Origin of the sequence: Pseudomonas sp. MF6394 (genome assembly GCF_002018845.1) — a bacterium.
GTDB classification, from domain to species: Bacteria; Pseudomonadota; Gammaproteobacteria; order Pseudomonadales; family Pseudomonadaceae; genus Aquipseudomonas; species Aquipseudomonas lactis.
This window is the reverse complement of the sequence record NZ_MVOJ01000085.1, coordinates 1-935: the sequence shown is the minus strand read 5'-3', so window position 1 is coordinate 935 and position 935 is coordinate 1. Positions and strand designations below refer to the sequence as shown.

The window sequence follows — 935 nt, the reverse complement described above, 5'->3', positions numbered from 1 at the left end:
ATCATCTGGGTCGCTTCTTCCTTCATCTCGGCATCCCACAGGTGCGGGTTTTCGATTTTGATCTGGTTGATCACGTCGATACCGAAGTTCAGGTGCATCGACTCATCGCGCAGGATGTACTGGAACTGCTCGGCCACGCCGGTCATTTTGTTGCGGCGGCCCATGGACAGGATCTGGGTGAAGCCGCAGTAGAAGAAGATACCTTCCAGCACGCAGTAGTAGGCGACCAGGTTGCGCAGCAGTTCTTTGTCGGTGTCGACGGTGCCGGTTTCGAACTTCGGATCGGAGATCGAGCGGGTGTACTTCAGGCCCCAGGCGGCCTTTTTGGCCACCGATGGAATCTCGTGGTACATGTTGAAGATCTCGCCTTCATCCATGGCCAGCGATTCGATGCAGTACTGGTAGGCGTGGGTGTGGATCGCTTCTTCGAAGGCCTGGCGCAGGATGTACTGGCGGCACTCCGGGTTGGTGATCAGGCGGTACACGGCCAGTACCAGGTTGTTGGCCACCAGGGAGTCGGCGGTGGAGAAGAAGCCCAGGTTGCGCATGACGATGCGGCGTTCGTCGTCGGTCAGGCCTTCGGGGTTTTTCCACAGCGCGATGTCGGCGGTCATGTTGACCTCTTGCGGCATCCAGTGGTTGGCGCAGCCGTCGAGGTACTTCTGCCAGGCCCAGTCGTACTTGAACGGCACGAGTTGGTTGAGGTCGGCGCGGCAGTTGATCATGCGTTTTTCGTCAACGGCGACGCGGGCGGAGGCGCCTTCCAGCTCGGCGAGGCCTTCGGCGACGTCGAGTTTGTCCAGGGCGGCCTTGGCGCGCACGATGGCGGCGGAGTCGTTGGCGGTGACGGCGCGTGCTTCCACGGCGGCAGCGGCGCCGGCACCGTCGAGGCGGTCCATGTTGGCTTCGGTGGCGTGGCCGGCGTTGGCGCCTTT

1 protein-coding gene is annotated in these 935 nt (G+C 61.8%); it reads right to left on the bottom strand.

What is annotated here, in order from left to right:
• A partial coding sequence (locus tag MF6394_RS32820) for a ribonucleotide-diphosphate reductase subunit beta (protein ID WP_078468302.1) occupies window positions 1-899 on the bottom strand: 899 nt, incomplete at its 3' end.
• Window positions 900-935: the final 36 nt, after the last annotated feature.